Origin of the sequence: Chryseobacterium sp. VAUSW3, from assembly GCF_002205795.1 — a bacterium.
In the GTDB taxonomy this organism is placed as follows: domain Bacteria; phylum Bacteroidota; class Bacteroidia; order Flavobacteriales; family Weeksellaceae; genus Kaistella; species Kaistella yananensis.
Genome location: NZ_NIUY01000001.1, coordinates 198,006 through 223,464 on the forward strand (window position 1 = coordinate 198,006; position 25,459 = coordinate 223,464).

The window sequence follows — 25,459 nt, forward strand, 5'->3', positions numbered from 1 at the left end:
TCGTAACCATTAACAAATTGTTACAAAAGCGCTGAAATCTCAGCAGATTTGTTTAGTGAAAATTAATTTTTCCACCAATTATGTTTTTTACTTTCCGGTCTTCCGGATCACCATAAATTTCAATAATTCCACCGGCTCTTGTGGTTGCATTTACTGACCCTGAGACATTTACTTCGGCAAGTCCACCTGCATTTGCGGTAACTTTTGTATTTTTCGACTCGGTGTTTTTACCATAATATTTTCCACCAGAGTTTACCACAACATCCTGATTATCGGCAGTTCCTGAAATTTTTATTTCTCCGCCGGAATTGGTTTTAATGTTGAGTTTTGATGCATCAATATTGAGATTTATTTTTGAACCCTCATTTGAAGTTAAAGAAAGCATATTGGCATCCAATTCATCGGTTGAGGAAATCGTGGAACCCTGGCTTGCCTGAATATCATTCAGTTTTTCATAAAAAACCTTTACCGAAATCTGATCACCTGACAGAATTTTAGCCGGAGAAAGTTTAATTTTCAGCTCCCCATTTTTGTTAACGGTCTCAATATCCGGATCGTTATTTTCAGTTTCCACCTTGCTTTGATTGGATGAAATAAGTGTAACATTTATTTTGTTATACACCTTCAGTGACGAAAAATCACCCACATTTCTTGTTGATTGTGCAAATGCCAACTGACATGCTACAAGCATTAAGCTTCCTAATATTTTCTTCATAATGATATAGATTTACTTCTGACAAACGTTTTCAGAAGATATTTATTCTGATCCCTGTATAAATTTTTATACTTTCTGTTTTACAAGAATTTCTACCAAATCCTGCAGAACACGCTGCGAAACGAAATTCGCAAAATCATTCCGCTCAAAATGAGGGAGATAAAGGCGGTTTGATTTCTCAAAATCATTTACCCTGATGGAATAAAAGACCGTTCCTATTTCGTTATTAAAATCATCGCTGTTCGGACCGGCAACCCCGGTGGTAGATAGTGCAATATTGGTTTTAAACAATTTCTGGCAGCCCAAACTCATTTCCTGCGCCACTTCTTCAGAAACCACGGTTTTCTTTAGAATTGTTTGTTCTGAAACGCCGAGAATTTCTATTTTTTTGTGGTAATCATAAGGAATTATACCGCCCAGAAAATATTCTGAACTTCCGGAAACTGAAGTAATCAATCGGGAAAGTTCGCCACCCGTACAACTTTCTGCAACACTTAGCGTGAGTTTCGTTTGCAAAAGAATCTCTTTCAATATTTCCTGAATATCATTTCCGTCCCAGGATATTACTTTTTCACCGATTAATGGTTTCAGTTTCTCAACCTCATCGTTTAACTGGTTTTCAATTTCCTGTAAGTCGCTTCCTACAGCTGTTAATCTCAGCTTAATACGGTTACCAACGGGCAGATAAGAAAGCGCGATGTTGGCAGGCAAGGAAAGTTCCCACTCTTCAATCGTTAAAGAGAGCAGACTTTCAGGAAAATCAACCACCGAAATAATGCGTGTAGCGATGTGATTTAAAGAGAATTTATCTTTTATGTATGGAATTATTTTATGATTTATCAAAGGTTTTACTTCGTAGGGAACGCCTGGAAGACAAATGGCAATTTTCCCCTTTTCTTCAATCATCTGGCAGGGCGCAGTTCCGTTTTCATTCTGAAAAATATGCGCTTTCGACAAAACAACCGCCTGATTTTTATTGATTTCCAGAAGATGTTCACGTTTTCTTTTGATCATGAGTTTTTTCAGATGCTCAAAAGTTTCTTCATCCAGTCTCAGTTCATCATTAAAAAATTCTGCGAACGCCGTTTTGGTTCGGTCATCTTTTGTCGGACCCAAACCGCCGGTGGTAATGATAAGATCAGCCAGTTCGAAACCGGATTTCAATGTATTGACGATCGTTTTAACCTCATCAGGAATCGTAAAAATCTGTACCACAGGAATACCGATGCTTTTGAGTTGATTCGCAATAAAATTGGAATTGGTATCGATGGTGTTTCCTGATAAAATTTCGTCGCCGATGGTGATGAGAACTGCTTTCATAAATAATTTTGAAAGCATAAAATTACTGATTTATCTACGGATAATCATTATAAAAAATCGGAACTGCTCTTTATCAGGTACAAAAAAAACGGGCCGAAACCCGTTATATTTACTTATGAATTATTCTTTTAATCCTGTTTGGTCCAAACTAAATCTTCAGTTTTATAACCTAAACTTTTAGCTTTTGACAGAAAACGCTGTTTTATATCTTCAGGAATGGTTTTTTCGCGCGACAGAATCCAGAGATAATCCAGATTATTTCCCGCGACCAACGCGTAACGGTAATTTTCATCAAGATCGATCACATTATAACCTGCCCAGATAGGTTTGAAAAACGATACTTTCAGACGCGCAGTTTTTTCATCTTCTACAAAACGGGCTTCGCCTATACTTTCTTTCCATTCTTTTTTTACATAATTGTAACCTTTGTTATCCACTTTGATGTGGCCGTTTTCTTTCATAGAATATTCTGCGGTAACCTGCTCCATATTTTTTTCCCATTTGAAATCAAGTCTTGCGATTTCGTACCATTTACCAAGATATTTTTCCTTTTCAAAATTATTGACGGCAACAGCTCCATCAGGAATTTTTACTGAACATGAATTAAGAATCATTAAACCTAAAATCCCTAAAGATACTGGGATTACAATTTTAGTCAGCTTTTTCATACTACTTTATTTTTTTCCTTCATAATCAAATATAATGCCTTTGGAAAAAACGATATGCTTAAAGTTTCCTTTTAAAGTCTGTGTATCTAAACCTGTAAATTTGCTGAAAGCTGGCAATATCAGTTGGCTTTCCGAAACAGCATAACACGGAAGTTTAATAGCTTGCCGGGCTTTACCCTGAAAAATTACGCCGGGATGAATGTGGCCTGAAACTGTAAATGTTGTCCCGATATTTTCAGGTTCGTGTACGAAACGGAATGGCTGAATTTCCAAGGAATTTTCTACAGTATCTATACAGTAATCGTCGTAGATTTGTTTTGAAATCCTGTCGTGATTGCCTTTGATTAAAGTAATTTTAAGATCTGGGAAACGGTTTCGCCATTCGCAGAAAATTTCAAGATCGCTGTTGTGTCCGGCATGAAAAAGATCGCCGACGATGAGAAGATGCTGAACCTCAAAAAAAGAAATCAAACTCTCGAGAACCGCTAAATCATCAAGTAAAATCTGCGAAGAAATGGCGATACCGCTTTTTCTGAAATGCGCGGATTTACCGACATGCAGATCGCTGATTATCATGATTTTCCGGCTTTCCCAAAACACCGCTTTTTGGTTGGTGAAAATGAGTTTTTCGTTTTGGATGTTTTTTTCTAAGGTTTTAATCATTTTTTTGTAACACCTGGCTTTTTGAATTCCGTTTTTCAGCTGCTGAAGTTTTTCTTCATCGATTCTTTCTGAAGCCGCAGAATCCGTGAATCCAAATCTTCACTTGTTAAACTCTGGCGCAAACTGTCGACTTTAATCGGAAAACTGAGTGGCGTAAATGCGTTGGCAAATTTGAGGATAATTTTAGAATTTTCAATTCTTTTAAAGGCAATCACCAGTCGGTTTTCGTCGATTTGTTGATTGAAAACCTCTGCATAAGCCTGTTTCAGCAGTAAATTTTCGGGACTGTAATCTTCCAGAACATTAAAAATTAAACCTGAACTCGCCTGTAAACTTTTATTGTTTTTCTGAATTCCGGGATAATTCTGCACCACCATTCCCGAAATTACAGCGATATCACGGAATTTACGTCTTGCCATTTCGGTAGCATTCACACTGCTCATAACATCCTGAATTAAATTTTCTTTGGAGAGGATTTTCTGTAAAACCGCTTCATCGACAGGAATTGGCTGCGAACTCAACAGTTCGAAACCATAATCATTCATTGCCATTGAAAAGGAAATCGGCGTAATTTTCGAAATCCTGAAAGCAATTAAAGCGGCCATTACTTCATGAATCAGCCGGCCTTCAAACGGATACATGAAAAGATGATGACCGTCGCGGGTTTCGATCATTTCTACCAGAAACTCATCGTCTTTCGGGATATGAGAATTCTGCTCCTGACTTACCAGCAAAGGATGCAGAAATTTGAGTTCCTTCTCCGAAGATTTGGCCTGCAGCGAATCGGATAATTTCAGTCTTAAAAAATGGCTTAAATGCGACGTCAGCGGCAATCTTCCGCCAAGATAACTTGGAATAATGGCTTTTCCTTTTGAGTTTCGTACGTAAACGGTCATTTCTTTAATGTGAGAAATCTCAAGAACGCGGCCCGCCAAGATAAATTTATCTTCAGGTTTCAGTCTTGTAATAAAATATTCTTCAATCATCCCGATATAACCGCCGCTCACAAATTTAACTTTCAGCATCGCATCGCTCACAATAACGCCGATATTCATCCGATGAAGCATTGCAATCCGGCGCTGGGTAACTTTATAGATGCCGTTTTCGATGATGACTTTGTGATATTCCTGATAATTTTTCAGCGCGCCTCCTCCCACGGTGATAAACTGCAGTACACTCTGCCATTCCTCAGGAGTAATTTCACTGAAAGCAAATGTCTCTTTAATTCGCTGAAACAACTCTTTCTCCTCAAACCCATCTCCCACCGCCAGGGTCATTAAAAACTGAACGAGAACATCAAAAGGCATTACTACCGGTGTTCTGGGTTCGATGATTTTCTGTTTTACGGCTTCTTTCAACGCTGAAACTTCGATTAATTCCAGCGAATGTGTGGGAACGAAATAGATTTTAGAAGTTTCAAACGGTGAATGTCCGCTTCGGCCGGCACGCTGCAAAAACCGCGCAACTCCTTTACTGGAACCGATCTGAATTACCGTATCCACAGGCTTAAAATCGACTCCCAAATCCAACGATGATGTTGAAATTACAGCTTTTAAATATCCTGAACTTAAATTTTCTTCTATCCATATTCTTAAATCCCGGTCGATGGAACTGTGGTGAATCGCGATTTGGCCGGCAAAATCCGGATATTCTTTGAGCAATAACTGATACCACATTTCTGCCTGACTTCTGGTGTTGGTAAAAACCAAAGTGGTGTTGCTCTGAAGAATTATCGGCACCACTTTATCCACGAGTTTTGCGCCCAAATGCCCTGCCCAAGGAAGAATTTCAACCTCGTCAGGGAAAATAGGGAGAATATCGATTTTCTTTTTTTCTTTCGCAACGACTTTAGTTTTTTTAATGGAATAAGGAATTAAAACTTCCATGGCTTCATCAAGATTGCCGATGGTTGCTGTGATTCCCCAGATTTTAATTTTCTTCTGATAACTTAAAATCTGTGAAAGCGCAAGTTCCACCATGACGCCCCGTTTGGAACCCAAAAGTTCGTGCCATTCGTCGATTGCAACACATTTCAGATTTTTAAAAAAACGTTGGTTATTCTTCTGTGCTAAAAGCAACTGCAAACTTTCTGGTGTAACGATGAGAATTTCGGGCATTTTTTTGGTCTGGGAAGCCCTTTCTTTTTGTGGCGTATCGCCGTTTCTTACAGAAACTTTCCAGTCGAGGCCGATTTCATCAATCGCTTCGGTCATTGCTTTTGCGATGTCTTTTGCAAGCGCGCGCAGCGGCGTAATCCACAACAGCTGAAGACCTTCTCTGTACCGTTCCGGATGGTTTAAAAAATCAATGATTACCGCTAAAAAAACCGAATATGTTTTACCAAAACCTGTTGGAGCAATCACCATTCCGCTGTAATTTCTGCCAAATTTCTGCCAGGTTTCCAGCTGAAAACCGAAAGGCTCGAATCCTTTTCCGGCGAGCCAATTCTGCACTATTTGGTATCCTTGAGATTTCAGAAAATTCTCTGCCATTATTTTATCAGTTTTTTCACTTCTTCAATGTCATCAATTTCATCAGCTTTTTTATCTCGGCGCCATCTTACAATTCTCGGAAAACGGAGGGCTACTCCACTTTTGTGCCGGTTGCTGAATCCGATTCCTTCAAAAGCGATTTCGAAAACCAGTTCCGGTTTCACGGTTCTTACAGGACCGAATTTTTCCAGAGAATTTTTGGTTACAAACCTGCTGACTTCCATGATTTCCTTGTCCGTTAATCCAGAATATGCTTTGGCGATGGTAACCAGCTGGTCATCTTTTTTTACCGCAAAAGTGTAATCGGTGTAGTATCCGCTTCTTCTTCCGCTGCCTTTTTGGGCGTAAATTAAAACGGCGTCGATGGTTAAGGCATCCACTTTCCATTTCCACCAGTCGCCTTTTTTACGGCCGGAATGATAATGGCTGTTTTTCTGTTTCAACATTAAACCTTCGCTGTTATTTTCGCGGGAATTTTCACGGATTGCGATTAAATCGTCCCAGTTTTTAAAAGGAACGCTTCCGGAAATTTTAATATGTTCTACAGGATATGTTTCTAATAAATTTTCAAGAATTTTTCTTCTTTCGGAAAGCGGTTTTTCCCGAAGGTCTTCATCATTAAATTCCAAAATATCGTAGACGAAAACTTTTACAGGTATTTCGCGGAGCATTTTCGGGGTGATGGTTTTCCGGTTGAGACGTTTCTGAAGTTCATTAAAATTTAAAACCTCATCATCATTTACCGCCAAAATTTCGCCGTCAAGGACAAAATTCCCGGGAATATGCTCCAGCGCGGTAACCAATTCCGGAAACTGCGGCGTGACCAGTTCTTCGCCCCGTGACCAGATAAAAATTTCGGTATTTCTTTTAATGAGCTGTCCGCGGATTCCGTCCCATTTGTATTCAGCCTGCCATTCTTCAGGCTTGCCCAGTTCCTGCGTTTCTTTTTCCAACGGATATGCCAGGCAAAAAGGATAAGGCTTTGAATTATCTGGGTTGATATTGGTGCCCGTAATTAAATCATCGAAATTCATCTCATCCACATTCCATTTTCCCATAATACTGTGCATCAACTGGCTTGAATCAATGTCTGAATATTTTGACAGCGCAGTAATCAGAAGCTTTTTTGAGACGCCGATCCTGAAACTTCCGCCAATTAGTTTATTGAAAATGAAACGTTCGGTATAATCCAACCCATTCCAGGATTCCGTTACATATCTTTTCTTTTCTTCGTCGGTTTGGTCTTTCAGATGAATAAGTTCTGTCATCCATTGCGAAAGTGATTTTTGAATATCGTTTTCCGGCGGCGGTAAAATCAGGGAAAGTGTTTCTCCCAAGTCGCCGACTGACGAATAACTTTCTAAAAAAAGCCATTCCGGTAGCTGAATGATTTCCAACGCCCACTGCTTCAGAAGATTTGTATTGACGGGTCTTTTCGGCCGTTTTCCCGTGAAAAGGGCAAGAAACCAGAGTTTATCATTTTCAGGCGCGGTATTCAGATAATGAACCATCGCATCAATCTTCGCGTTGGTTTTGTTGGTGCTTTCCAGGGTTGATATGAGTTCTGCGAAATGTTTCATTTTGTATCCTGTTCTTCGGAATTTATCGTTTCGTCCGCTTCATCGTCGCCAAAATTGGTTTTCACTTCGTACGCTTCAATACCAAGTTCATTCAAATATTTTGAAAAAACTGCAGTTTGTCCGTGGGTGACATGCACTTTTTCTGCGCCCGTAGCTTTTACCGTCGCTAAAAGCCCGGACCAGTCGGCATGGTCGGAAATTGCAAAGCCGGCATCGGCAGAACGCCATCTTCTGGAACCGCGCACCTGCATCCAGCCGGAACACAACCCTGTCGCACGGTTCGGAATTTTCCGGATCATATTGGAATCGAGTAACGCAGGTGGAACAATGACGATTTCGCCGTTAATTTTTTTTAAATCATCATTAAAATAAACTGTTTCGTACTCTGGCAAACCGATTCCTACAGACTCAATGGCTTCATTGATTTTCGAAATTGAACTGTGGACGAATATTTTTCCGCTGCCTTCTATTGCTTTCATAATCCGCTGCGCTTTTCCCAAAGAATACCCGATAAAGACAGATGTTTTTCCCTGTTCGCGGTTCTTTTCATGCCATGTTCTCATCTGTTCTGCATACTGTTCCGGAGAAAGCCAGTTGTAAATGGGTAATCCAAATGTACTTTCGGTAATAAATTCGTTGCATTGTACCACTTCGAAAGGGGTAGAAAGCCCATCATCCTGAACTTTATAATCACCGGAAAAAACGGCAACATAACCTTTATATTCCATACGGATTTGGGAGGAACCTACGATATGCCCTGCCGGAAAAAAAGATACTTTAACACCATTGATTACCATTTCTTCATTATAACCCAAAGACTGAACCTCGATATCAGGACCAATGCGGTGTTGAAGAATCGGTTTTGTAAAATGATGGCAAAGGTATTTTTTCATTCCCCATTTTGCGTGATCACCATGCCCGTGAGAAATCACAGCCAAATCTACCGGCCGCCACGGGTCGAGATAAAATTTTCCGGGGATACAGTAAATCCCTTTATTGGTGAATTCGATGATCTTCAAAACAATGTTATTAAATTATCTTCCAAATTTGAAATATTCTTTTAATTGATGGTTTTCTTTTTTCATAAAAGCGGAAGCCATTTCCATTCCGGTCACAGAAAATGTAATGCCATTACCGCCAAAACCCAGTACGAAATAAGAATTCTTGAACTTTTCGTGCTCACCGATGTAAGGCAAACCGTCTTTGGTTTCGCCGAAAGTTCCGGCCCAGGTAAAATCGGTATAAAACTGATATTCAGGTAGAACTTTTTTCAAATTGCGGAGAATTTCCTTTTCTTTTTTGTCTAAAAGTGCGTCGCGTTTCTCCGGGTTCTGAAAATCTTCGTCCCCACCGCCAATTAAAAGCCTGCCGTCGTCAGTCGTCCGCATATAAAGATAAGGTTCATCGGTATTCCAGAAGAGCATTTTATTTAGGCTTGCAGGAAGTGAATCTTCTCTTTCCGAAACGATTGCAAACGTACTTTTAAGCTGAACAAAATCTTCTTTAATTAAGTTTTTGCTTTCGTAACCGATGCAGTAAATTATTTTTTTGGTAGTGATTTTAATATTCTCTGCCGTGAAAACTTCATTGTAACCGGAATGATATTTCACCGTTTTCATTTCTGTTTTGTCAAAAATTTTCAATCCTCTTTTTTCATTGAATTGCAGCAGTTCATGCGCGAAAATAAAAGCATCAATGCTTGCTCCCTGGTCCGACAATATGCCTCCATAAGTTTTCTGGAAGCCGAATTTTTCCTGAATTTCTTCCGCTTCCAGCCATTTTACATTAAATCCTGCAAACTTCCGCGCGTCGAATTCTTTTGTAAGCCATGAAACATCCTTTTTTTTGGAGGCAAAATACAATGATTTTTTCCTTTGAAAACCTGCGGTAGATTTTATTTCTACAGCAATTTTCTCAAGATCGTCAATTGATTTTGCACAGGCTTTATAACTTTCAACAGCCCCTTTTTCACCGATCATTTCCGAGAGTTCATAAAGCGGAACATCGATCTCATATTGCAGCATTGATGTCGTGGCAGAAGTGCTTCCGTTGGCAATTTCGCGTTTATCAATTAAAATAGTTTTGTAACCGTCTTTTACCATCTGGTGGGCGATTAAACTGCCTGTAATGCCGCCGCCAACAATAAGCACATCACAGCTTTCATCGGATTTCAGAGATGGATAAGATTGTAAAATTCCGTTTTTTACGAGCCAGAAAGGTTCATTAGATTTAAGATCCATACCGTTTATTATTTTGCCAACCGAATCAAAAACTGCGCCTTCTTCTGGAGCCATCATGTCGGATGATGGAAGTCTTTATTTAAGAAAGTTTAACAATGGCTTAATAAATATTTACACGGTGATGGTTCAATTCTTGTTTAAAAACCGGCGACAAACATTCTCGGAAACAAACGGACAGTTCGTTGTAGCCCCGATGGAAGTGGAAATCCTTTTATTGCAAAACCCACTTGTTCATTAACATACTGCCATACAATAAAAGATTGTAACGTACAGCGGGTCGGGTCCGGTAAGAATACGGTATTTGTTGCTCCTAAAAAATACACCAAATAACATTAAAAAATACGATTATGTCAACAGAAAATTTAACCCAAACAGAAGCGATAAAAAAACTGAAAGAGCTTTCCGAAAAAGCAGGAACATGCATGTTCTGCACAGATTTAACGACGCTTCCCATCGCTGCAAGACCCATGAGTCTGCGCGAGACTGACGAAGAGGGAAATCTTTGGTTCCTGAGCAGTTCTGACAGTAATAAGAATTTCGAAATCGCCGAAGACAACCGTGTTCAGCTGCTTTTTATGAATAACAGCGATTACGAATATCTTTCGGTTTTCGGGAAAGCATACGTTTATAAAGACCGCGCTACCATTGAAGAAAAATGGAGCCGCATCGCAAATGCTTGGTTTGAAGAAGGTAAAGACGACCTAAAAGTTTCGGTAATACGGGTTGCACCAGATGAAACGTATTACTGGGATACGAAAGCGGGAAAATTAGTTTCGTTTGTGACTTTTGCCGCAGCAGCTCTTACAGGTATAAAAACCGATAACAGCGACGGTGTAGAAGGAAACTTGCATGTATAACACTAAACAAAATATATTATTATGAAACCAGACTTAGGGATAAAGGAGAAAGACTTAACAGAAATTAATGATTTATTAAATCATGTATTGGCAGATGGAAATGTACTCTATATAAAACTGAGAAAATTTCACTGGAATCTTTCCGGAGACAATTTTATGGAACTTCACAAACTTTTTGAAGAACAATATGATGCTGTTGCTGAAGCTATAGATGAAGTTGCAGAGAGAATTAGCACTTTAGGCGGAGTTGCAATCGGCACCACCTCAGAGTTTGCGGAGCTTTCTTTACTCATTGAAAATCCGGGCAAAATCCCGACCAATCAGGAAATGATTAAGGAACTGGTAAATGACCACGAAACGATTGTAAAATCCTTAAGAAAGTTTGTGGACGACACCGAAGAAAAATATGGTGACAAAGGAACATCGGATTTCTTAACCGGTTTGATGCAGACCCACGAAAAAATGGCCTGGAAACTGCGAAAATATTTTAAAGGATCTTAAAACGTTTCTGATATTTAAAAAAAGCTCCGGCAGAACTTTGCTGTACCGGAGCTTTTTATTGAAAGAATATTCACTTCAAAACCTCAGCAAGAAAAGTTTTCATCTCCTGCCATGATTTCTCATCCGCTTCTTTATTGTAGGCAATCGGAAGATTAAATTTCTTTCCTGTTGCAGTTGCATCCGGATTGGTAAAGGCATGCAGCGCGTTGGGATAATCTATAAATTTATAATCAATCTTCGCACTGTCCATTTCTTTTTTGAAGCCTTCAATTTCTTCTTTTGGAACAAAGGTATCTGCCGCACCGTTCAACACAAGATACTTCACATTATTGTTTTTAGCACGGATTCCGGTTTGCAGATTTCCGTGGAAACTCACTACTCCTTTGAAATCACTGGAAAGCCTGCCCATATTCAGTGCCTGCGCACCGCCAAAGCAATACCCGATAATGGCCATTCTGCTGTAATCTGATTTTTCGGCTAAAATCACCTGATGTTTTGCTGCATCGAACATTCTTCTGGCGTCAACAGGAATATTATAAAAATGCGAAGAAAGCTGCTGCGCTTCTTCAGGAGTTTCCACCACTTTCTGATCGCCGTAATAATCAACACCCACTGCGTAATAACCCAATTCAGCAAGTTGTTTCACTCTGTTTTTTACGTAATCATTAAGTCCCCACCATTCCGGAAGTACAAAAACTACAGGCAATTTCCCTTCAATATCCGGATTATAAGCCGCAAAAGAGCGGTGCGTAACCCCGTTGATTTCAGTTTTCAGTTCTTCAGTCTTAATATTTCCGCTTACTTTTTCTGTGTTTACAGTATTTTCTTTTTTGGTGGCAGTTTTTTCTTTACAGGCAATTGCGAACAGCGAAAGCGAGAGCGCAAGAGTGAGAATTGGGAGTTTCATAATTTATTTTTGTTTAAAAATAATGAAATATTTTGAATGCTTTAATGCGAATAAAAAAAAGCACACCTAAAATGGTGTGCTTAAATATTATTTTGTAATAATTTCTTTTGAAATTAATGAATATGTTTTTCCGCATGATAAGAACTTCTTACCAGCGGCGAACTTTCTACATGTCGGAAGCCTAAACTTCTGGCAAAATCACCAAATTCATTGAATTCTTCAGGAGTGATAAATTTCTTCACCGGCAAATGTTTCTTGGTAGGCTGCAGATATTGACCGATGGTAATCACGTCAACATTGGCGTTTCTGATGTCTTCAATGGTCTGAAAAACTTCATCTCTTTCTTCTCCCAAACCTAGCATTAAGCCGGTTTTCGTACGGTTTTGCCCCGCTTCTTTCATGTAACGCAATACTTCAAGGCTTCTTTCGTATTTCGCCTGAATGCGGACTTCACGCGTGAGCCTTTTGACAGTTTCCATATTATGGGAAATTACTTCCGGAGCTACTTCGATAAGCCGGTCAATATGTTTAGTAATTCCCTGAAAATCCGGAATCAAAGTTTCCATTGTGGTTCCGGGGGAAATTCTTCGTACCGCATTCACGGTTTCTGCCCAAAGAATAGAGCCCATATCTTTCAAATCATCACGGTCTACAGAAGTAAGGACTGCGTGTTTTATTTTCATCAATTTGATCGAGCGCGCCACTTTTTCGGGTTCATCCCAGTTCACATCCAAAGGTTTACCCGTTTTTACGCCGCAGAATCCGCAGCTTCTCGTACAGATGTTCCCCAGAATCATGAAAGTGGCGGTTCCTTCGCCCCAGCATTCGCCCATATTCGGACAGCTGCCGCTCTGGCAAATTGTATTCAGTTTATACTTATCAACCAAAGTACGGAGTTCACGATAATTTTTTCCGGTCGGAAGTTTTACACGGATCCATTTTGGTTTCTGTACTGTGGTATCGATAGTGGCTTGGTTCATTTTTTATAATAAAGTGCAAATTTACGAATTAAGAAATTGGTTTTATCAATCCTCGAATTCTTTGTTTTTTAATAATGCTGCCAGAACTTTCTTGGCCCTCATAATCCTTACTTTGGTATTGGCAACGGTTAAACTGAGTTCTTCAGCAATTTCTTTAATGCTTTTTTCCTCGAAAAATCTCAAGCGGATAATCTCCTGATAATTGGAATCCAGGCTTTCGATGATGGTAATAATTTGCTTCTGATCTTCTTCGGAAATTAAAAGTTCCTCGGGTGAGAGCGCAAACTGATTCTTAAAACCATCAAAACTCTCCACAGAATCTTCGTTTTCACGGTTTTTTTTGCGCCAGTAATCGATCACTGTATTCTGCGCAATGGTAAGAATCCATGTTTTGAACTGAAAATTAGGATCGTACAGATCGAGTTTTGCAAGAACTTTGGAAAAAACTGAAACCGTAAGTTCATCGGCAACATTTTCGTCCTGAACTTTCTTCATCACAAAACTGAAAACATCCACCCAATAAGAATTAATGAGCTTAGTCTGCGATTTCTGGTTTTTCTTCTTCGCAAGCGAAATCAGGGATAGAAGTTCGGTTTTGTTCATTGGGAAACAAAGATAATGAAATTATTGCCCCGAATATATGGTTGAAAATCAGTGGTGAATTTTAGGTGATTAATTTTAAAATCCTTACTTTGCATCACCCAAAAATATACGATATGAAAGCCAAGAAAAAATATAAAAAACAGATTCTTAATTCTTTGAAAGACATGGCACACGCCGAATATTCGATGCTTGAAACAATGACGAATCTGATGCTTCTGAAGGAAATGAAAGAACGCAATATTTCATTCAAAAAAGGAGATACTTTTTCTTTTGAAGACAATATTTTCGATTACAGCGAAGACAAAAACATCCGCAGGATTGCCAAACTGAGAAAGAAAATGCTTAAAACCATGAATAAACTTGTGGAGAAAGGCAATTTCAAAGATAAAGAGATTGAATTTCTGGCGTAGTATCAGCGTGTAAGTGCAATTATTTTTTCAGCTTCGGGTGATGCTTCTGCATTGACAGAAAATATAATCTTATAGCACGATTCTTCCCTTTTTACGGTTCCGTCGAGCTGCTGCACCATGGCATCTAAAATAAAGCTTCTCAAATTTATGTTTATACAAGACATTCAGCGTTTCATTAAGCTGAAATCCTACGAGACTTAAAGTGACAGCCAAATTATTTTTAATACGGTGATAATTTTCAGGTTTGAGCTGCGGGTAATTTCGAAAGCTGAATTCGGCTGTATTTAATTCATCACTGCAGCTTTCCCGGTTCATTCCGGTTTCAAAAATCAGGGCACGCTGAAGATGGGTCCGCAACTTCAGATCGACAGGTAGATTGGGCTTAAAAGTATCTTTTAAGACCTGGCGAAAGCTTCATCAACAAGCGCCAGTTCATTGACGATTTCCATTTTAATGACTTCGACTTCTGTTTTTAGTATGGGATTTAAATGGTGATAATTTTCATTAATAAGCGTTAATGTTTCCTTGATTTGCGTATGAGAAACCTTCTGTTCTATACTGGTTTTCAATCTTCTATAATCGTTCTGCCCGAAAGCAAACGAATAAAAAAGAACCACCAACAGAAGACTGTAAATTTTTATCATCACACCAATCTACTCATTCTATTATAAAATTTCAGTAACTTTAAAAATATTTTTTAAAGCAATATTTATGAAATTCGGACAAGTTGAAGATCCTTCAAATATCGATTTTAGTCTTCCTAAAGATCATCAGAAAACGGCAGAAATCCTAAAAAAATCTAAATCTAAAAAGTTGGATATTTCCGTAGGCTGCGCAAAATGGAATAAAACCGACCTCAAAGGATTCTATCCAAAAGGCACCAAAGACGAACTTACCTATTATGGAACGCAATTTAATTCCATTGAACTTAATGCAACATTTTACGGAATGCCAAGCCCAGAACAGGTAAAGACCTGGAAAGAAAAAACACCGGCAGATTTTAAATTTTTTCCAAAAATAACCAATACGGTTTCACATTTCCGAAGATTGCTGAATATTACTGATGTTGTAACGCAGTTTGCAACAGCGGTTTTAAATTTTGATGAAAAATTGGGGATGGTTTTCCTGCAGCTTCATGATAATTTCAAACCAAAAGATTACGAAAGACTCGAAAAATTTATTCAGGATTGGCCGAAAGAGGTTCCGCTGGCAATAGAACTCCGTAATAACGAATGGTTTACTGATGAAGAAATTTTCAATAAAACCTGCGAACTTTTTGAAAAGCACCACATCACAAATATCATTGTAGATACCGCAGGACGGCGAGATATGCTACACATGAGGCTTACCACTCCGGTGGCATTTATCCGTTATGTAGGAGCCAATGCTGAAAGTGACTATACAAGACTCGACGATTGGATCGAGAGAATCAAAATATGGAAGGAAAAAGGTCTGGAAAAACTCTATTTCTTTGTTCACCAGAACATTGAAAAAGCTTCGCCGCTGCTTTCCGCGTATTTTATTGAAAATTTAAATAAAGAATTTGGGACCTCAATTCATATCCCGGAAATGGCAGAGGTGAAAAATAAATTTTAAAAAACAAAAAAGCCTCAGAAAATTCTGAGGCTTTTTATCTAAACTATTTTTGTTTAAGCTTCACAACTCGAGCAGGTTACAAAATTCACCATCATTTCCTTGGAAACAGACGAACTTCTTTGGTAATACAAAGTTTTTACGCCTTTTTTCCAGGCTTCGATGTAAAGGTAGTTGACGTCTTTTACCGGCATGGTTGATGGAATCTGCAAATTCAGAGATTGTGCCTGATCGATATACTGCTGTCTTTGCGCTGCCTGAGAAATAATTTCCATCGGAGAAATTTCTCTGAACGTTTTGAAAACTGCTTTTTCTTCTTCAGTAAGCTCATTTAAATGCTGTACAGAACCGTGATTCAGCATGATTGTTCTCCACGTTTCCTCGTTATCGAGACCTTTTTCCTGAAGGAGTTTTGCCAAATATTTGTTTTTACGCATGAAATTTCCTTTTGCCAATCCTGCCTTGTAATAATTCGAAGCAAAAGGCTCAATTCCAGGGGAAGTCTGACCCAAAATCGCAGAGCTTGAAGTGGTAGGAGCAATCGCCATGGTGGTGGTATTCCGCATTCCGTAACCTTTCAGCAATTCCGGTTCGCCATAAATATTGGCCAGTTCCTGTGATGCCGCAATCGACTGTTCTTTAATCTGTCTGAAAGCCCTTGCGTTAAACTGTGTCGCTTCAAAACTTTCAAACGGAATCATGTTTTTCTGCAGATAAGAATGATAACCCAAAACGCCCAACCCAAGCGCTCTGTGGCGTAAAGCGAAGTTTCTGGCTCCTGTGAGGTAATAATTCCCTTCAGTTTTTTCAATAAATTCAGATAAAACCGCATCAAGGAAATAAATGGCCAGTTTTACGGCGTCGGTATCTTTCCATTCGTCGTATAATTCGAGGTTCATCGAAGACAGACAGCAGATAAAAGATTCTTCCTTGGAAGACGGCAGCATAATTTCCGAGCAAAGGTTACTCGCATTGATGGTCATTCCCAAATCTTTGTAAACCTGAGGCTTGTTTCTATTCACATTATCGGAAAAAAGAATATACGGCAAACCTTTCTGCTGACGGCTTTCCAGAACGCGCGCCCAGATTTTTCGTTTTTCGATATCGCCATCAATCATATCCTGCATCCAGTAATCAGGCACACAGATTCCCGTAAAAAGGTTCTGAATCGGGCTTCCGATATCTTTAATAGAAAGAAATTCTTCAATATCACCGTGATCTATATCCAGATAAGCGGCAAAAGCTCCACGTCGGACACCGCCCTGCGAAACCACGTCCATCGCGGTATCATAAAGTTTCATGAAAGAAACAGCACCGGAGGATTTTCCGTTGTCGGTTACGGCAGTTCCACGGTTTCTCAGTTCCCCGAAATAACCGGAAGTTCCGCCTCCAATTTTCGTCTGCATGATGACTTCTCCCAGTTTGTGGGTAATTCCTTCGATATTATCCGGAACATGAACGTTGAAACATGAAATCGGCAAACCGCGCTGGGTTCCCATATTCGCCCAAACCGGCGAGGAAAAACTGATCCAGCCTTTGGTTATCATTTCTTCGAAAGCCGGCTGAAGTTCAGGTTTGTATAATCTTTTGGCTGCGGCAGTGGTAATTCTTTCGATGGCACCTTTTACGGTTTCGCCTTTCAAAAGGTAACCGCGGTTCAGCATTTGTTCGGACTCTTCGTTGAGCCACCAGATATTTGTATTTTCTTCCATTTGTATGCTTTTTGGCAGTTGGCTTTTGCTTTCTGCGTTATTAATTTTCTATTTTCAGGAGCAACCCGATTTCCGCTTTTTTCAAAACCTGTCCCGCTTTTCGCTGTATCTTTTTTGTTGATTTCGGCTCCGCTCAATCACCAAAAAAGGATGCCGCTGCAATCGGGGCTAAAAGTTCTGTCGTTTTTATTTCGAAGGTTTTCAGCATAAAATAGGTTTTGGCTAAAGCCGATTATGCTTTCTTCGACATAAACGGGCTAAAGCCCGTTGTATTGATAATAATTAGCTGTACTGACGCTCGCTTCGCTCGCGCCACTCAACTTAGAACAAGTCGTTCTCCGTAATACTCTTGTCATGCTTGGTGTAATCTACCGGTCTTTTCGCAAAAAAATCATCCATTGAATTGGCGAAAACTTCCTCTTCAAACCAAATCATTGGTCGGTACTGTTCCGGAGAAATGTTGTAGCGGGTTTTCATGCCGATTTTCTTCAGACTGTCGTCTACGCGGTATTTCATAAAGTTCAGCAGATCTTCTTTCGTGAAATTATCGATTTCGCCGAGTTCGAAAATCCAGTCCAGAATTTCTTCTTCCACGGTAATCGAATGATCAACCAGCGTGTAGATATCTTCAATATCAGAATCTGTTAGTAATTCCGGCTGTTCTTCACGGATTTTGTTGATCAGATAAATTCCTGCATTGGCGTGAATCTGTTCGTCAACGGAAGTCCACGCGATAATGTTGCTTACATTTTTCATGTAACCTTTGAATCTTGTGAACGACAAAATAATCGCAAACTGTGAGAAAAGAGATACGTTTTCGATCAGGATACTGAAAAGCAGAAGCGACGAAACATATTCTTTCGGCGTGGTGGAATTGGCATGCCTTAAAACGTTCGAAAGAAAATCGATTCTCTTTTTAATCGCAGGAATCTCGACAACTTTTGAAAATTCGTCGTTATATCCCAACACTTCCAGCAATCTTGAATACGCTTCAGAGTGGCGGAATTCACATTCTGCAAAAGTAGAACCCAAACCGTTGAGTTCTGGTTTCGGCATGTGGTTATAAAGATTTCCCCAGAAAGTTTTTACAGAAACTTCGATCTGGGCAATCGCTAAAAGAGCGTTTTTAATAGCGTTTTTTTCATGGGGCTCAAGCTGCGAGTGAAAATCCTGTACATCTGCCGTAAAATCTACCTCAGAATGCACCCAAAATGATTTGTTAATCGCTTCTACGAACTGCAAAACCTCCGGATATTCAAATGGTTTGTAACTTACTCTTTTATCAAAAATCCCCATAACGTATTGTATTTTAAAAATTGATCAATTTAAGGCTCAGGAAACATTTCAATCCCAATCAACTTACTGCTTTACAGCTAATTGATTTATTTATTGGGCTTTAAAACTTAGATATTGTTTCCGGTAAGCGTGAACCACAAAAGTAGAGAATTGAATGTGATATTAAAAGCGATAAAAATTAAATCTCTGACTTTAAGCAGTAAAAGTTTTCCACAATCACACAGACCTCGCACTGCTACCTATTTTGCCGGGAACAACAAGACAAACACGACATCAACAGTCTTTTTTCATTAAACACATGCCTGAAAACATCTTATAACAAATACATATTTATTAAACATATGGTTTATAAAAAACAAAACCACAGTTGTAACAAACCGCAGTTTCTATCTACTTATCTTTTAAATAAACTTCTGCGCTCCATGGTAGTAATAAAGGACTTACATAAATCTTACGATACGGGAAAGAGCAAGCTTCATGTTCTGAAAGGAATAAACCTCACCATTGAAGAAGGTGAGTTTGTTTCGATTATGGGAAGTTCGGGTTCCGGAAAATCTACCCTTCTTAATATTATTGGTATTCTGGATGAAAAAGATTCGGGTGTTTACAATCTCGACGGAATCCCTATTGAACATTTATCCGAAGTAAAAGCCGCAGAATATCGGAGCAAATTTCTGGGATTTATCTTCCAGTCGTTCAACCTTATCGGTTACAAAACCGCGCTGGAGAATGTTGCGCTCCCACTCTATTACCAAAATGTCTCCAGAAAAGAACGCAACCAGAAAGCCATGGAATATCTTGAAAAAGTAGGTCTTGCCGAATGGGCCAGTCACCTTCCGAATGAACTTTCAGGCGGACAGAAACAAAGAGTCGCCATTGCACGGGCTTTAATTACAGACCCAAAAATTATTCTTGCCGACGAACCTACCGGAGCGCTGGATTCTAAAACCACTTACGATATTATGAAACTGCTTCAGGAGATCAACCGAAGCGGCAAAACCATCATTGTGGTGACTCACGAACCCGATGTAGCCGCAGAAACCAAAAGAAATGTAATTCTAAAAGACGGAATTATAGAGAGCGATGAGTTTATCACCCAACGTGTTCTCGCTTAAACCAAAATCCTGAACGTTAAATCATATGTTTGATATAGACCGCTGGAGAGAAATTTTTGAATCAATTCGCAGTAATTTATTGCGAACGGTGCTGTCGGGATTTACGGTGGCGTTGGGACTCTACATCTTCATTGTACTTTTCGGAATCGGATCCGGACTTAAAAACGCTTTTACCGAAGGGTTCACCCGTGATGCAGCCAATTTAATCTCAATCTTTAGCGGCAAAACTACAATTGCTTACGGCGGACTTCAGTCGGACCGACAGATCATCCTCAAAAATGATGATTACGAGTTGGCAGTAAGTTCAGATTCCACCAAAGTTGAAAATTCAACTCCCCGATACACAACCAGCATGACCGTGAAATACGGCAAAGAAAGCGGCAGCTACCAGATCAACGGTGCCAACCCCGAAGAAATCATTATTGAAGACCGCAAACTTACGGAAGGCCGGTACCTCAACAGCAGAGATTTAAGCCTCAAACAAAATGTGGCGGTGATCGGAAGAATGGTTCAGCGCGATTTGATAAAAGATGGCGGCGCGATCGGAAAAGATCTCGACATCAACGGAACCTTCTTCAAAGTAATCGGCGTCTTTTCTGATGATGGCGGCGATTTCGAAGAACGCGTTATCACAGTGCCCATCACTACTTTGCAGCAAATGAAGAAAGGTTCGGATACCGTAAGCAACATTTACATTACATACGACAGCAAACTTTCGCCAGATCAGGCGATAAAATACGGAGATCAGCTTCAAAAAGAACTCAAAGCGAAAAATAAAGTTTCGCCGGATGATGAAAACGCAATTATCGTACGGAATAATGCTAAAAACATGGGTGATACCATTCAATTTTTGTTCATTATCACGCTGATTGTAGGTTTCATTGGAATGGGAACTTTGCTCGCCGGTATTATCGGAATCAGCAACATTATGGTGTATATCGTAAAGGAAAGAACGCAGGAAATCGGTGTTAGAAAAGCCATCGGCGCAAAACCAAGCAGTATTGTAGGACTAATTATGCAGGAAAGTGTTGTGATTACAGTAATTTCAGGGATTATAGGTGTTGCTTTAGGCGTAATGTCGCTCGCACTTATTGGCGACAGTTTAGAGAAATATTTCATCAAAGACCCATCCGTGGGCTGGGGAATAATCATTATGGCCTTTATAAGCTTAGTGATTTCCGGGCTTATTGCCGGATTTGTACCCGCGTACCGAGCGAGCAAAATTAAACCTATTGAAGCCTTGAGAGCAGAATAAAAATTAACAAGAAAAGCAAAATGAACATCATTTTCAAAATAGACACTTGGCAAGAAATTTATCATTCCCTCCGGAATAATAAGTTACGAACCTTTCTTACCATGATTGGAGTGGGTTGGGGCATGTTTCTGTTTGTCGCCCTTCTTGGCGCCGCAAAAGGAATGGAAAATGGTTTCGACAAAATATTTTCAGGGTTCGCTACCAACTCCATTTTTCTTTGGGCACAGAACACCACGATTCCGTATGATGGATTTGCGAAAGGCAGAAAAATGAATCTCCATTTAAGCGATCTGGAAATGCTGCCGAGAAAAATTCAGGAGATTGATTATATCTCGCCTCAGAATTCGCGCGGAAATTTCGGAAGTCCGGGCGAAAGCTTTTCACGAAACGGAAAAAAAGCTACTTATACCTTAACCGGAGATTACCCGATCGGAAACAAAATTTCTCAGAAAAAACTCATTTACGGAAGATATATTAATGACGCAGATGTTACAGGAAGCAAAAATGTAATCGTTATTGGTGAAGAGATTTACAAGAACTTTTTCGATGCCAAAAAGAACGAAAATCCACTGGGAAAACTGGTGAATGTGAAAGGGATTTTCTTCCACGTAATTGGAGTTTTCCGTGCAAAACAGGGTGGCGGTCCCGAAAATGACCAGTCGGCATACATCCCGCTTTCCACATTTACAAAAATGTATAACGACGGCGACAAAGTAGGATTCTTTGCCATTGTAAGCAAGCCCGATGCGGATTTGAGTATTGTTGAAGAAAAAGTGAAATCCGAACTCAAACAAAAATATCATGTATCGCCCGAAGACACCAATGCTTTCGGAAGTTTCAACCTTGGGAAAGAATTCAAGAAACTCACCGGATTTTTGACCGGAATGCAGCTTTTAACAATAATCGTGGGAACTTTGACCATCCTGGCAGGGGTTATCGCCATTTCTAATATATTATTAATTACAGTAAAAGAAAGGACCAAAGAAATCGGGATCCGCAGGGCTTTAGGTGCAAAACCCGCGGAAGTACGAAATCAGATTCTGCTGGAAAGTGTTGTAATAACGTTGGTTTCTGGCTTATTAGGATTTATCATAGGGATTTTTTTGCTGATGGTTCTTAATATTTTAACTAAGGATCAGGACAAATTCCCTTTCTATAATCCAACGGTAAATTATCTGGAAGTTTTCGCCGCCATGTCGGTGATGGTGATTCTAGGTTTAATTATCGGAATGATCCCGGCACAAAGAGCGGTGAGAATCCGGCCGATTGAAGCCTTACGTTCTGAATAATTCATTAATAAAAAAGAAAAATATTAAAAAAATAAACTACAATATGAAAAAGAAGTTCACTTTAAAAAAAGGAATTTACATTTTTTTGGGACTGATTTTAGCGGTTGCTTTAATCTCCGGAATCTCTTACCTAATCAAATCAAACAGCAAAGAGAGCGAAACATTCCTCACCAAAAAACCGGTAGTTCAGAATATGGACGATAAAGTGATGGCAACTGGAGATATTGTTCCGCGCGAAGAGATCGAAATTAAACCGAATATGTCGGGAATTATCGATAAAATCCTGGTTGATGAAGGTGATCAGGTCACTGCCGGACAACTTATTGCCACATTAAGAATTGTACCCAGCGTTCAGAACGTGAATGCCGCCCAGCAGGAGATCAATAACGCCAACCTCCAGATTAGCAATGCACGAGCTAATGTAAACAACCAGCAACAGCAGTTTGCCATGCAGCAGAGACTTTATGCGCAAGGTGTAATATCTAAACAGGAATATATTTCTGCTCAGCAGCAACTTCAGTCAATGCAGCAGCAGCTGAGAAATGCCCAGCAGCAACTGCAGACTGCTCAGAAAAACTTGCAAATCGCCAGAACCGGTGCGACTCCCGAACTTGCAGGTTTGGCTACCACACAAATCCGCTCGAAAGCTAATGGAACTGTACTCGAAGTTCCTGTAAAAGTCGGAAGCCAGGTTATTGAAGCAAACTCTTTCAATGCGGGAACAACGATTGCATCCATTGCGGATCTAAATTCACTGATTTTTCAGGGAACCATCGACGAGGCACAGGCCGGAAAACTAAAGGAAGGCATGGAAATGAATGTGGTCATCGGTGCCCTGCAGAACAAAACATTTCCCGGACGCGTTACCATGATTGCGCCAAAAGGTAAAGATGAAAACGGAACGATTAAGTTCCCAATCGAAGGCGATGTTTTCAATAAAACCAACGAATACATCAGAGCCGGTTTTTCTGCCAACGGCGAAATTATCCTCAGTTCGCAGAAAAATGCGCTGCTCCTGGATGAAGCTTTAATTCAGTACGAAAAAGTGAACGGTAACGACAGTCCTTTTGTGGAAGTAAAACAGCCCGATGGGAAATTCAAGAAAGTTAAAGTTAAACTCGGTGCAAGCGACGGAATTAATGTTCAGATTTTATCCGGGCTTACCAAAGATTCTGAAGTGAAAGTATGGAATCCTTCCGACAAAGATAAAGAAGCACTGAAAGCGCAAAAAGAAAAATAAAATCTGAAAACAGTATTAAATCCCGGAATTTTTCGGGATTTTTTTGTTGGATTTTTTCAGAAGAACGGCAATATTCAGAAAAAGAAGAAGCAAATCAAGAGTTATCCAGATTGCTGTTTTCATATTTTCTAGTTTCAGAATTTCGATCTGTTTTCCTGCGATTTCCGAGAGTTTCTGGCTTTGGTTAATGTAATTCTGGATTTCAATAATCTGGTCTTCATTTTTGTTCGGAACCGCATGCTGGGAGAAATATACCATGTTTTTTTTACCCATAAATCCGGCGATCCAAAATTCATCAGAATTGGTCATGTCCAGATATTCGATTCTGTAGTAATTGCTTCGGATATTGCCCACATGCCCGGTTTCATAAACCTTAGGAGCATCTTTTTCACTGTTGATTTTTATCAGATAAAAATCCAGCGGAAATGGCAGTTTGTTAATCATCTGCACGGTTAAAGCATCTGCACGGAATGTAGAGAGGCTTTTTTTGATAAAATAATACGTAAAAATACCGATGCCCGCTACCACAACAAAAATCCGGAATGCCTTGGTCCAGGTTTTAAAACTTCCGGTTCTAAAAACCGACAGCATTAAACCGGCACAAAGTGCAATAAACAAAAGAAAAAACACGTAAAACATTTGGTAAAGATAAAGAAAAATTGGCGCAGTTGATTCGCTGCGGAAGAACAGGTTTTTGTTTAAATTATTTCAGATCCTAATTTATAATTCCATGAAAAACTTTACACATTCCACTCTTTGTAAAATTGATCCAGGAATTGCAGCATGAAATTATGTCGTTCTTCAGCGATTTCTTTCCCTTTTTTGGTATTCATTAAATCTTTCAGCAAGAGCAGTTTTTCGTAGAAATGATTGATCGTAGTACCTTCATTTCTCTTGTATTCCTCTTTCGACATGTCCAATTTTGGAGGAATTTCAGGATGATACATTAAATTATTTTTGAAACCCCCGAAATTGAAAGTCCGCGCAATCCCAATCGCACCGATGGCGTCGAGACGGTCGGCATCCTGCACGATTTTCAGTTCCAAAGGTAAATTTTCGGAAACTTCGTCTCTGTTTTTAAAGGAAATATTTTTGATGATGAATAAAACCTGGTCGATACTTTCTTCGGGAACGTTTTCCTTTTCAAGAAATTCACGTGAAATTTTCAGGGCTAATGTTTCGTCGCCACCGTGGAATTTGGGATCTGCAATATCATGAAGCAAGGCAGAAAGTTCTACAATTTCGAGGTTACAGGTTTCAGTCTCTGCAATTTTTTTTGAGAGTTTCCAAACCCGTTCAATGTGAAACCAATCGTGGCCGGCTTCGGCACCGTAAAGTTCTTGTTTTACAAAATCAACAGTGCGTTCAATTAAAACATTGTTCATTACTGCCTTTTATTTTTTCACTTCCACAAACTGGTAAACCATCTGTGTTTTCGGATTATAAATCACTGTACTGGCATTGGGGAAGCGTTTTACTTTGTAGTATTCAATGCTTTTATCATTTTTAATGTCATCCAGAAAACTTAGATCAAAAGTATTTGCGGGTAGAAATTTCTCAAAAAAAGTAACTTTTTCTACAATCAAAGCGCCGTCAACTTTCTGAAATTCTTTATTTGATTGCGCTTCATTGGTTGTGGATTGGGACACGAGGGTATTCAGCAATACATCTTTATCGTTGGTTTTATATTTAAAGACATAAAACGGTGTTCCGTTCGGAAACGCGACTTTTTTCCCCACTTCATTTTCAAGAACCAAATTATTCTCGTGCAGAAAAACAGAACTGAAAGTTACAGCCTCAGCGTTAACGAGTTTCGTAAGTTGCTCGTTAACGGTTTCCTGAACCAGCTCATTTGTTTTTTGCTGTGCTTTTTCCTTCGCAGAAGTTACGGTTTGTGTCACGGTTTCCTCGATTTTATTACAGGAAGTTATGGTAAATGCTGCAAGCAGGATGATGGATATTTTTTTCATATTTTAAATTTAGCTAAAGTCTTTTTATTTTTTTACGGGCTAAAGTTCGTCTT

Annotated in this window: 26 protein-coding genes; 8 read left to right on the forward strand and 18 right to left on the reverse strand. The window is 39.5% G+C overall.

What is annotated here, in order from left to right:
* Positions 1–52: 52 nt before the first annotated feature.
* The 8 genes from CDW55_RS00935 to CDW55_RS00970 all read right to left on the reverse strand — a co-directional run bounded on the left by CDW55_RS00935 (position 53) and on the right by CDW55_RS00970 (position 9,735).
* On the reverse strand, positions 53–715 hold the full coding sequence (locus tag CDW55_RS00935; RefSeq protein ID WP_088467866.1) for a head GIN domain-containing protein: 663 nt from the start codon (positions 713–715) through the stop codon (positions 53–55).
* A 66-nt stretch (positions 716–781) separates the two neighbouring features.
* On the reverse strand, positions 782–2,035 hold the full coding sequence (locus tag CDW55_RS00940) for a CinA family nicotinamide mononucleotide deamidase-related protein (protein WP_088468655.1): 1,254 nt from the start codon (positions 2,033–2,035) through the stop codon (positions 782–784).
* A gap of 128 nt (positions 2,036–2,163) precedes the next feature.
* A complete protein-coding gene (locus tag CDW55_RS00945) occupies positions 2,164–2,703 on the reverse strand; it encodes a lipocalin family protein (protein ID WP_088467867.1) in 540 nt (179 codons plus the stop codon).
* A 6-nt stretch (positions 2,704–2,709) separates the two neighbouring features.
* Positions 2,710–3,366, reverse strand: a complete 657-nt coding sequence (gene pdeM / locus CDW55_RS00950; RefSeq protein ID WP_088467868.1) for a ligase-associated DNA damage response endonuclease PdeM — start codon at positions 3,364–3,366, stop codon at positions 2,710–2,712.
* A 35-nt stretch (positions 3,367–3,401) separates the two neighbouring features.
* Positions 3,402–5,858 (reverse strand): ligase-associated DNA damage response DEXH box helicase, encoded by a 2,457-nt coding sequence (locus CDW55_RS00955; RefSeq protein WP_088467869.1) that lies wholly within the window; start codon positions 5,856–5,858, stop codon positions 3,402–3,404.
* Entirely contained in the window at positions 5,858–7,438 is a 1,581-nt protein-coding gene (locus CDW55_RS00960; protein ID WP_088467870.1) for an ATP-dependent DNA ligase, read from the reverse strand. The genes CDW55_RS00955 and CDW55_RS00960 overlap by 1 nt, the downstream gene beginning before the upstream one ends.
* Entirely contained in the window at positions 7,435–8,457 is a 1,023-nt protein-coding gene (locus CDW55_RS00965) for a ligase-associated DNA damage response exonuclease (protein WP_088467871.1), read from the reverse strand. The genes CDW55_RS00960 and CDW55_RS00965 overlap by 4 nt, the downstream gene beginning before the upstream one ends.
* Positions 8,458–8,472: 15 nt before the next feature.
* Positions 8,473–9,735: an NAD(P)/FAD-dependent oxidoreductase gene (locus tag CDW55_RS00970; RefSeq protein WP_228399586.1), complete on the reverse strand. Its 1,263-nt coding sequence runs from the start codon at positions 9,733–9,735 to the stop codon at positions 8,473–8,475.
* Positions 9,736–10,025: 290 nt separating this feature from the next.
* On the opposite strand from CDW55_RS00970, the gene CDW55_RS00980 reads away from it, so the two are divergent.
* Entirely contained in the window at positions 10,026–10,535 is a 510-nt protein-coding gene (locus tag CDW55_RS00980) for a pyridoxamine 5'-phosphate oxidase family protein (protein WP_088467873.1), read from the forward strand.
* 21 nt (positions 10,536–10,556) lie between these two features.
* On the forward strand, positions 10,557–11,036 hold the full coding sequence (locus CDW55_RS00985; RefSeq protein ID WP_088467874.1) for a Dps family protein: 480 nt from the start codon (positions 10,557–10,559) through the stop codon (positions 11,034–11,036).
* 70 nt (positions 11,037–11,106) lie between these two features.
* Here the strand turns inward: CDW55_RS00985 and CDW55_RS00990 are convergent, their stop codons facing one another.
* From CDW55_RS00990 to CDW55_RS01000, 3 genes are all read right to left on the reverse strand, one after another.
* Positions 11,107–11,943, reverse strand: a complete 837-nt coding sequence (locus CDW55_RS00990) for a dienelactone hydrolase family protein (RefSeq protein ID WP_088467875.1) — start codon at positions 11,941–11,943, stop codon at positions 11,107–11,109.
* Between the two features lie 113 nt (positions 11,944–12,056).
* Complete coding sequence (gene lipA, locus CDW55_RS00995; protein WP_088467876.1) at positions 12,057–12,923, reverse strand: lipoyl synthase; 867 nt, start codon at positions 12,921–12,923, stop codon at positions 12,057–12,059.
* Between the two features lie 45 nt (positions 12,924–12,968).
* On the reverse strand, positions 12,969–13,526 hold the full coding sequence (locus tag CDW55_RS01000) for an RNA polymerase sigma factor (protein ID WP_088467877.1): 558 nt from the start codon (positions 13,524–13,526) through the stop codon (positions 12,969–12,971).
* A gap of 113 nt (positions 13,527–13,639) precedes the next feature.
* Here CDW55_RS01000 and CDW55_RS01005 point away from each other — a divergent pair, with 113 nt between their 5' ends.
* The gene (locus CDW55_RS01005) at positions 13,640–13,936 is read left to right on the forward strand and encodes a hypothetical protein (RefSeq protein WP_088467878.1); all 297 of its coding nucleotides are present in this window, start codon (positions 13,640–13,642) and stop codon (positions 13,934–13,936) included.
* A 2-nt stretch (positions 13,937–13,938) separates the two neighbouring features.
* Here the strand turns inward: CDW55_RS01005 and CDW55_RS12460 are convergent, their stop codons facing one another.
* Entirely contained in the window at positions 13,939–14,100 is a 162-nt protein-coding gene (locus CDW55_RS12460) for a hypothetical protein (RefSeq protein WP_179285885.1), read from the reverse strand.
* Between the two features lie 231 nt (positions 14,101–14,331).
* Positions 14,332–14,580, reverse strand: coding sequence for a hypothetical protein (locus CDW55_RS01010; RefSeq protein WP_088467879.1), 249 nt, complete (start codon positions 14,578–14,580; stop codon positions 14,332–14,334).
* Positions 14,581–14,647: 67 nt separating this feature from the next.
* Here CDW55_RS01010 and CDW55_RS01015 point away from each other — a divergent pair, with 67 nt between their 5' ends.
* A complete protein-coding gene (locus CDW55_RS01015; RefSeq protein ID WP_088467880.1) occupies positions 14,648–15,532 on the forward strand; it encodes a DUF72 domain-containing protein in 885 nt (294 codons plus the stop codon).
* Positions 15,533–15,585: 53 nt separating this feature from the next.
* Here the strand turns inward: CDW55_RS01015 and CDW55_RS01020 are convergent, their stop codons facing one another.
* Both CDW55_RS01020 and CDW55_RS01025 read right to left on the reverse strand, forming a co-directional pair.
* Positions 15,586–17,259: a ribonucleoside-diphosphate reductase subunit alpha gene (locus CDW55_RS01020; protein ID WP_228399613.1), complete on the reverse strand. Its 1,674-nt coding sequence runs from the start codon at positions 17,257–17,259 to the stop codon at positions 15,586–15,588.
* A gap of 303 nt (positions 17,260–17,562) precedes the next feature.
* On the reverse strand, positions 17,563–18,537 hold the full coding sequence (locus CDW55_RS01025; RefSeq protein WP_088467882.1) for a ribonucleotide-diphosphate reductase subunit beta: 975 nt from the start codon (positions 18,535–18,537) through the stop codon (positions 17,563–17,565).
* A gap of 422 nt (positions 18,538–18,959) precedes the next feature.
* On the opposite strand from CDW55_RS01025, the gene CDW55_RS01030 reads away from it, so the two are divergent.
* From CDW55_RS01030 to CDW55_RS01045, 4 genes are read left to right on the forward strand one after another with little or no spacing between them, the layout of a single operon-like run.
* Complete coding sequence (locus CDW55_RS01030; RefSeq protein WP_088467883.1) at positions 18,960–19,652, forward strand: ABC transporter ATP-binding protein; 693 nt, start codon at positions 18,960–18,962, stop codon at positions 19,650–19,652.
* A gap of 25 nt (positions 19,653–19,677) precedes the next feature.
* Complete coding sequence (locus CDW55_RS01035) at positions 19,678–20,907, forward strand: ABC transporter permease (protein WP_088467884.1); 1,230 nt, start codon at positions 19,678–19,680, stop codon at positions 20,905–20,907.
* A 20-nt stretch (positions 20,908–20,927) separates the two neighbouring features.
* Positions 20,928–22,196, forward strand: coding sequence for an ABC transporter permease (locus tag CDW55_RS01040; RefSeq protein WP_088467885.1), 1,269 nt, complete (start codon positions 20,928–20,930; stop codon positions 22,194–22,196).
* A gap of 43 nt (positions 22,197–22,239) precedes the next feature.
* Positions 22,240–23,436: an efflux RND transporter periplasmic adaptor subunit gene (locus tag CDW55_RS01045; protein WP_088467886.1), complete on the forward strand. Its 1,197-nt coding sequence runs from the start codon at positions 22,240–22,242 to the stop codon at positions 23,434–23,436.
* A gap of 15 nt (positions 23,437–23,451) precedes the next feature.
* Here CDW55_RS01045 and CDW55_RS01050 read toward each other — a convergent pair whose 3' ends face one another.
* The 3 genes from CDW55_RS01050 to CDW55_RS01060 form a co-directional block, all read right to left on the reverse strand.
* Positions 23,452–24,075, reverse strand: coding sequence for a hypothetical protein (locus tag CDW55_RS01050; protein WP_088467887.1), 624 nt, complete (start codon positions 24,073–24,075; stop codon positions 23,452–23,454).
* A gap of 101 nt (positions 24,076–24,176) precedes the next feature.
* The gene (locus CDW55_RS01055) at positions 24,177–24,821 is read right to left on the reverse strand and encodes an HD domain-containing protein (protein WP_088467888.1); all 645 of its coding nucleotides are present in this window, start codon (positions 24,819–24,821) and stop codon (positions 24,177–24,179) included.
* Positions 24,822–24,830: 9 nt separating this feature from the next.
* Positions 24,831–25,406 (reverse strand): hypothetical protein, encoded by a 576-nt coding sequence (locus tag CDW55_RS01060; protein ID WP_088467889.1) that lies wholly within the window; start codon positions 25,404–25,406, stop codon positions 24,831–24,833.
* Positions 25,407–25,459: the final 53 nt, after the last annotated feature.